Below are 7,715 nucleotides of genomic sequence, written 5' to 3'. Positions count from 1 at the left end.
CGCCCCCGCGGTCATCGCCGCGGCGCCCCGACTCGAACTCGGCACGGCGCCCGCCTCGATGGGCGAGGAGCTCGAGCGCGCCACGCAGGTGATGCAGCGCTCCAAGCGCGCGGTGATGCACCTGTTCGGCGAGGCCCGGCTGGGCAAGGCCATCGATGCCGAGCAATGCCTGCCCCTCGTGGAGGAGGTGGCGAGCTCGGTGGTGCGCAATCCGTCGGCGCTGATCAGCCTGGCGCGGCTGAAGACCAAGGACGACTACACCTACATGCACTCGGTGGCGGTGTGCGCGCTGATGGTGTCGCTGGCCCGGCAGATGGGCCTGGACGAGCCGCAGACGCGCGAGGCCGGACTGGCGGGGCTGCTGCACGACGTCGGCAAGATGATGATGCCGCTGAACGTGCTGAACAAGCCGGGCGCGCTGACCGACGACGAGTTCGCGATCATGCGCGACCACCCGACGCGCGGCTTCGAGATGCTCAAGGAAGGCACCTCGGTGCCGGAGGCGGCGCTGGACGTGGCGCTGCGGCACCACGAGAAGATGGACGGCTCGGGTTATCCCGGCAAGCTGGCGGGCGAGCAGATCAGCCTGCTGTCGCGCATGGGCGCGGTGTGCGACGTGTACGACGCGATCACCTCGAACCGGCCCTACAAGAACGCGTGGGATCCGGCGTCGTCGCTGGCGCGGATGGCGCAGTGGACGGGGCATTTCGATCCGCGGGTGTTCCAGGCCTTCGTGAAGTGCGTGGGCATCTATCCGGTGGGGACGCTGGTGAAGCTGCAGTCGGGCCGGCTGGGGGTGGTGCTGGAGCAGAACGCCACGGCGCTGACGGCGCCGCGGGTGCGGGTGTTCTATTCGACCAAGTCGCAGATGCCGATCCCGACGCAGGTGCTGGACCTGTCGGCCGCCAACGCCGGCGATCGCATCGTCGGCCGCGAGGACCCGGCCACCTGGGGCTTCCAGCGGCTCGACGAACTCTGGCAGGCGCCGGCGAAGTAGCGCCGCGCGGACGCAGCACAGCCTCGGGAGAGGCTGCACGCGCCACCACCGCAAGTCCCGGTAGTTGCCGCTGACTCAGAGCGGTAGGGCCCCTCAATCTCTGAGGCGAAAGTCTCCTAGTTCAGGCAATGGTTCGCCTGAACCGTCCGCCGGAAGATGCGGACCTCGCGCTGATGAATGGCGCTGGAGGTCCTCTGATGGCAGTACTTTGGAAAGACGGCACCGCTGATGCGGCACTTTCGCCGGTGCCAAGCGAAGCAGTCGATGAGGGTCGGAGCGCCGAGGGCGTTCTGACCGCTCCGTTCGACGTGGTGGCGTATGCGGGGCCGGTAACGGTCGACGGTTACGAGCGCCTCAGCGATCTGCTCGAATCCCAGAAGCGTCATTGCGACGTCCTCTTGATCCTCGAGACGGCCGGCGGAGATCCCGATGCGGCGTTTCGCATGGCAAGGGCACTTGGCTTCCACTATCGGCGCGTGCACGCGCTGATTCCCCGTCATTGCAAGAGTGCGGGGACCTTGATCGCTCTCGGCGCATCGGCGCTGTATATGGACGATCGAAGCGAACTCGGGCCGCTCGACATGCAGGTCAGCCGCGGCGATGAGATCGGAGCAATGAGTTCGAGTCTGGAACAGTCGACGGCCGCGAGCATGCTGCTGGCGCAATACATGGATGCGTTCAAGATCTCCTTGGCAGACATGTGCGACTTCGGGCTCTCGACGAAGGTGGCGTCAGAGATTGCCGCGAATCTCGCAGCGAAGTTGATCCGCCCCTTGGCGGAGCAGGTCGATCCACATCGAATGGCGGAAATGCACCGTGCGGTGTCCATTGCCCATGCCTACGGTCAGCGATTGGCAGAGCGAGGCGGAAACATCGGGCAGGAAGCTCTGGCAGAGCTTGTGTCCAACTATCCCTCGCACTCCTTCGTGATCGATCGCAAGGAGGCTCGATCGCTGTTTCGGAGGGTGTGGCCAGTACAGGAACCGTTCCGATCCATCGCGCGTCGCTATGGTGCCTGGCTGTCGGCCGGCGCCCAGAGCGTGTTTCCCGTCGTTTCTCTTCAATCTTTTCCCTTTGACCTCAAGGACTGTTCTGATGATCAAGACCACGCTGCCCTTTGACCTGATCATGCAATCCAAGCGACGTTTGCTGAACCACATCATCGCGTCGAACCCCAGGCTGTTCGAACCCAATCGAAAGCCGGCCAGCCAGAGGTCGTCCGGAAAGACCCCGACCTCCCGCTGATCCTCTGCTCCCTACACTCCCCGACATCACACGACGTCGGGGAGCGCGGGATGACACGAAAGCTCATGCTGCTGGCGTTGTGCGCCGGCGTGGTCGGAGTAATCCTCGGCGGGACGTCGCCGGCCCACGCGCAGACGCTGCGCTGGGCCAGCCAGGGCGACGCCCAGACGATGGATCCGCACTCGCAGAACGAGAGCCTCACCAACGGCATGAACTCGCAGGTCTACGAGCGGCTCACCGCCCGCGACCGCCAGCTCACCATCGTGCCGGGTCTTGCCACCGAATGGACACAGGTCAGTCCGCTGGTCTGGCGCTTCAAGCTGCGCCCCAACGTCAAGTTCCACGACGGCTCTGCGTTCACCGCCGATGACGTCGTCTTCTCGCTGCAGCGCGCCAAGGCGCCGACCTCGCAGGTCGCCGTCTACGCCAATGCCGTCGGCACGGCGCGCAAGATCGACGACCTCACTGTCGAGATCACCCAGCCGCGCTTCAACCCGATCTTCCTGCAGCACCTGGACCTGCTCTTCATCATGAGCAAGTCCTGGAGCGAGCAGCACAAGGTGACGAAGCCGCTCAGCTTCAAGGACAACGAGGAGAGCTTCGCCGGTTTCAACATGAACGGCACCGGCCCGTTCATGCTGGTCCGCCGCCAGCCCGGTGTCCGCACCGTCTACAAGCGCAACCCCAACTGGTGGGGCCGTTTCGAGGGCAACGTGCAGGAGGTGCAGTTCACGCCGATCTCCAACGACGCGACGCGGCTCGCCGCGCTGGTGTCGGGGGAGGTCGACCTGCTGCTCGATCCCGCGCCGCGCGACGTGCCGCGGCTGCGCGCGACGCCCGGCGTGCAGGTCATCGAAGGACTGGAGAACCGGCTGATCTTCGTCGGCATGGACCAGGCACGCGACACGCTCGTGTACGGCCGCGCTCCCAACGGCAAGAACCCGTTCCAGGACCTGCGCGTGCGCCGCGCGATGTACCAGGCCATCGACATCGAGGCCATCCACAAGCGCTTGATGAACGGCCTGTCGCAGCCCACCGGCGGGCTGACGCCGTCGCCGCTGGGCGCCTTCGGCGATCCGGCGCTGGAGACGCGCCTCCCGTTCGATCTCGCCGCCGCGCGCAAGGCGATGGCCGACGCCGGTTATGCCGACGGCTTCGAGGTGACGCTGGACTGCCCCAACAACCGCTACGTCAACGACGAGGCCATCTGCCTCGCGCTCGCGTCGATGTGGGCGCAGATCAAGGTGAAGGTGAAGGTCAACGCGATGCCGCGCGTGCTGTACTTCCCCAAGCTGGAGCGCTATGAGACCAGCCTCTACCTGATGGGCTGGGGCGGCGCGATCACCGATGCGGAGACCATCCTGACGCCGGTCTACCGCAGCGACGACAAGCCGTCCGGCGCGGGCTACTACAACTACGGCCGATCGAAGAATCCGAAGTTCGATCAACTGGCGGGCGCCTCTTCGATCGAGGCGGATCCCGTCAAGCGCGAGCAATTGATCCGTGCCGCGCTGCAGGAGTACCGCGAGCAGGTCCACGTGATCCCCCTCCACCGACAGGCCGCGCCGTGGGCGGTGCGCCAGGGCGTGAAGGCAGTGCATCGCGCCGACAACTGGCTGGACTACGCCTGGGTGACACTGCCGAAATGATCGGAACCCCAGAGAAGCAATGGCTGGCGCGACTGCGCGCCGATTACCGGACCGAACGAGGCCGCTGCGTGGTCAGCCACGAGCATGAAGGGCCGCTGCGACTGCTGAAGAGCCTCTATCCCGAAGGCGATGCAATCTGCCACAGCGTGTTGGTGCATCCGCCCAGCGGGCTGGTCGGCGGCGATACGCTGGACATCGCGGTGACGGTGGGCGAGGGCGCCCACGCGCTGGTCACCACGCCGGGCGCGACGCGTTTCTATCGCAGTCCGACGGGCGCGCTGGCCACCCAGCGCGTGGAGGCGTCGTTGGGCGATGGCGCCCGGCTGGAATGGCTGCCGCTCGAAGCCATCGCGTATCCCGGCTGCGAAGCGCTCAACGAGGCCCGCTTCACGCTCGCGCCGACGGCGGAGCTGTTCGCGTGGGACATCACCGCGCTCGGGCTGCCCGGTGCGGGACAGCCGTATGCGTCGGGGCGCTTCCAGCAGCACCTGGAGATCCCGGGCGTCTGGCTCGAGCGAGGCCTGCTCGATGCGGAAGATGTGTTGTTGATGGACGGCGACCTCGGGCTGGCGGGTCATCGCTGCCTCGGCACCCTGGTGTTCGCGGCCGGCGCCGCGATCGAACGTGGGCGCCGCGAGCAGGCGCTGGACGCCGTCCGCGCGCTGATCGAGGCCGATCCGCTGCGCCTCACCGCCGGCGCCACGGCGGCCCAGGACGGCGTGCTGGTGGTGCGCGCGCTGGGGCCGGTCGTCGAGCCGGTCTCGCTGCTGCTGCGCCGCTGCTGGGCGACCTGGCGTCAGGTCTTGTGGGGCCTGGACGGAACCTCGCCGCGCCTCTGGGCGATGTAGGCCACGCCCCCGGCGCGCCGCTCCGCGCAATGCCAGGGCAAATCCCCGGCCCGCGCGCATCCCCCACTCTGGGGACGCCCGCTCATGTCGTTGTGGCAACGATGTCTCAGAGTTGTAGCCAGCGCACCAAGCCAGCGCTTAGCATGGCCTCTCCACAGACGGTCTCCAGGGAGGTGATCGCATGGCTTCACGTACCGCTTCATGCAGTTGCGGCCAATTGAAGATCGTGGTGCAGGGAGAGCCGCTGGGAACCGGCCTCTGCCATTGCCTGGCGTGCCAGCGTCGTACAGGCAGTGTGTTCGCGACGCTGGCGGCCTTCGCCGAACCTTATGAGGTCGTCGGTATCGCCACCGAGTTCGTGCGCGCCGGCGATCAGGGCGCGCGCTTCCGGTTCCACTTCTGCCCGGTCTGCGGCAGCAACGTCTTCCACACGGAGGAGGGCGTGGAAGGCTCCGTCGGGGTCGCGGTCGGCGGATTCGGCGACCCCTCGTTCCCGCCGCCTCAGGACTCGGTCTACACCTGCCGCATGCACGGCTGGGTCCGGTTGCCGGAAGAGGTCAGGACCTACGACAAGGATCCGATGTAGCGGGTGATCCGCCAGCCCGAATCCACTGCGGGAAGCCTGGCGCGGGCACTCCACGATGCAGGAGGCCTCGCGTCCGCGAACCTCCAGCATCATTCCGGCCCCACAGGATCTCGCTGACTGCAGGTTGGAACACCATCGGTCCCGGGCACCGCGCCTCCGCCATGACTCGTCGGCGGGGCGCCCGGGCCGATGGGGCGTTCTTCTTTCCGATCAGGCCGCCAGACGCAGGTCCGGACGCACCTCGGTGAAGGTGGACGGACGCAGCGGCTGCGCCAGGCGCAGCAGGTGATTCGGCTCGCTCAGGAAGCGCATGCGGTCGGCGTTGCTCATCGCGTCGACGACGCCCGGCTGGGCCGTCAGCTCGTCCAGGCGGCGCGCACGCACGTCGGCGCGCATGCCCAGGCCCACATCGCGGCGACCCATCGCCTCGGCCGCCAGCGCGGTCAGACGGCGGCTCGCCAGCAGGTCGGCGAAGCCGGGAAGGCGGCGCTCCTGACGGCCGTAGGCCCAGGCGTTGCGCAGCACCGTCGGCGTGCGGCTCTCTTCCGGGATCACCAGCAGACCGGCGCGGCGCATGCGTTCGCCCAGGCTGGCCCGGCTCGACAGCACCGTGATCGGCGCGGCCAGCAGCAGCGGCAGGGCGATCGGCGCGATCCAGATCAGCGTCGACGGGCTCAGCGCGCCGATGACCGCGGTGATCGCCAGCGTCACGGCGCTGATGCGGCCGTAGGCAGCGAAGGCTTCGCGCCAGGACACGTCCTCGGCGGCCCGCGGCGGCGACTTCCAGTCCAGCGAGATGCCCGTCAGCGCGACCACGCAGAAGATCGAGTGGGCAACCATCCGCAGCGGCGCCTGCAGCAGCGACATACCGGCCTCGGCGGCGCAGGAGGCCACCAGCTTCAACGAACCACCGTACTGCGACTGCTCGCCGCGCAGGATCAGCGCGGCCACCGACAGCAGACGCGGCAGCACCAGCATGCCGATCGTGCCCAGCCACAACGCGGCCACGCCCGGGGCCAGCGACCCGTCTTCCAGGAAGGGCTGGAAGGCCTCGTTGCCGCCGACGTTCCAGAGCAGCACGCCCAGGCCGACATAGAGCAGCCACAGCGGCGCCGCCAGGTAGGACAGCGCGCCGGTCACCAGCATCGCGCGGTGGACACCGTGCAGGCCGGGTTCGGCGATCAGGCCGGCGTTCTGGATGTTGCCCTGGCACCAGCGGCGGTCGCGTTGCAGCTCGGCCAGCAAGTGCGGCGGCTGTTGCTCATAGCTGCCCGGCAGGTCGGCCACCAGCCACACCTGGTAGCCGGCGCGGCGCATCAGCGCGGCTTCCACGAAGTCGTGGGACATGATGTCCTTGCCGCGCAGCGGGGCGAGGGCGCAATGCTTCATGAAGGGCTCGACGCGGATGATCGCGTTGTGGCCCCAGTAATGGGCTTCGCCCAGCTGCCAGAACTGCATGCCGGCGGCGAAGAGACGACCGGTCACGCGGCTCGCGAACTGCTGCGCGCGGGCGTGCGGCGTGTCGTGGCCGCAGACCTGGTTGGCGGCCTGCAGGATGCCGGCGCGCGGATGCTTTTCCATCAGACGGACCAGGCCCAGCAGGCAGTCGCCGCTCATCACGCTGTCGGCGTCCAGCACCACCATGTAGCGGTAGTTGCGGCCCCAGCGGCGGCAGAAGTCGGCGACGTTGCCGGCCTTCTTCTTCACCCGGCGCTGGCGCCAGCGGTAATGGATGCGGCCGCGGCCCGCGAACTGCGCGCGCAGCTCGGCCCAGGCGGCAAGCTCCTGCGTGCGGCGCTCGGGGTCGGAGCTGTCGGAGAGGATGTACACGTCGAACAGGCGCAGCGCGCCGGCCGCCGCGAGCGACTCGCAGCTGGCGCGCAGGCCGGCGAAGACGGTGGTGACATCCTCGTTGCAGATCGGCATGACGAGCGCGGTGCGCGCGTCGGCGCCCAGCGCGTCATTGCCGGCGTCCTTGATCGAGATGGCGTGGCGGTCGCCGCGCAGCATGACCCAGAAGCCCATGATCGCGGTGACGCAGCCGGCGCTGACCCAGGCGAACAGCAACGCGAACAGCCCCAGGTGCACGCACTGCAGCGCGAAAGCCCATGGGTCCGACGCCCAGCCGCGATGCGTCTGCCAGAGCACGCCGGTCGCCAGCGCGGTGGCGCCGATGATCGACAGCTTCAGCGCGTTGCGGCGGTTCCTGGCGGCGGTCTCCCAGGCCTCAGGCGGCTCCGCGTCGGGCAGCGATTCGACCGGCGGATGGCGCAGGCCCCAGGCGCGGGGCACCATCGCGCCGCGCTTGATCGCCGGGGCGCTCGGACCGACCGGCCCGGGGGCGGCGGTGGCTTGATGCACGGTGGCGGTGTGCGTGGATTCGATCATGT

7 protein-coding genes are annotated in these 7,715 nt (G+C 68.3%); 6 read left to right on the top strand and 1 reads right to left on the bottom strand.

Annotated features, from left to right (window positions below):
- From VF536_RS11055 to VF536_RS11030, 6 genes are all read left to right on the top strand, one after another.
- On the top strand, nucleotides 1-997 hold a 997-nt coding region (locus tag VF536_RS11055), incomplete at its 5' end, for an HD-GYP domain-containing protein (RefSeq protein WP_331614898.1).
- A 128-nt stretch (nucleotides 998-1,125) separates the two neighbouring features.
- Complete coding sequence (locus VF536_RS11050) at nucleotides 1,126-2,118, top strand: SDH family Clp fold serine proteinase (RefSeq protein ID WP_331614897.1); 993 nt, start codon at nucleotides 1,126-1,128, stop codon at nucleotides 2,116-2,118.
- Entirely contained in the window at nucleotides 2,093-2,242 is a 150-nt protein-coding gene (locus VF536_RS11045; protein WP_331614896.1) for a hypothetical protein, read from the top strand. Before VF536_RS11050 ends, VF536_RS11045 begins: the two co-directional genes overlap by 26 nt.
- A 50-nt stretch (nucleotides 2,243-2,292) precedes the next feature.
- Entirely contained in the window at nucleotides 2,293-3,891 is a 1,599-nt protein-coding gene (locus VF536_RS11040; RefSeq protein WP_331614895.1) for an ABC transporter substrate-binding protein, read from the top strand.
- A complete protein-coding gene (locus VF536_RS11035) occupies nucleotides 3,888-4,739 on the top strand; it encodes an urease accessory protein UreD (protein WP_331614894.1) in 852 nt (283 codons plus the stop codon). The genes VF536_RS11040 and VF536_RS11035 overlap by 4 nt, the downstream gene beginning before the upstream one ends.
- A gap of 181 nt (nucleotides 4,740-4,920) precedes the next feature.
- Nucleotides 4,921-5,325, top strand: a complete 405-nt coding sequence (locus VF536_RS11030; protein WP_088406050.1) for a GFA family protein — start codon at nucleotides 4,921-4,923, stop codon at nucleotides 5,323-5,325.
- 210 nt (nucleotides 5,326-5,535) lie between these two features.
- Here the strand turns inward: VF536_RS11030 and mdoH are convergent, their stop codons facing one another.
- The gene (mdoH, locus tag VF536_RS11025; protein WP_331614893.1) at nucleotides 5,536-7,713 is read right to left on the bottom strand and encodes a glucans biosynthesis glucosyltransferase MdoH; all 2,178 of its coding nucleotides are present in this window, start codon (nucleotides 7,711-7,713) and stop codon (nucleotides 5,536-5,538) included.
- Between the last annotated feature and the right edge of the window lie 2 nt (nucleotides 7,714-7,715).

Source organism: Roseateles sp. (genome assembly GCF_036486225.1).
Taxonomy (GTDB): domain Bacteria; phylum Pseudomonadota; class Gammaproteobacteria; order Burkholderiales; family Burkholderiaceae_C; genus Roseateles.
This window is presented reverse-complemented; position numbering and strand designations above follow the sequence as displayed.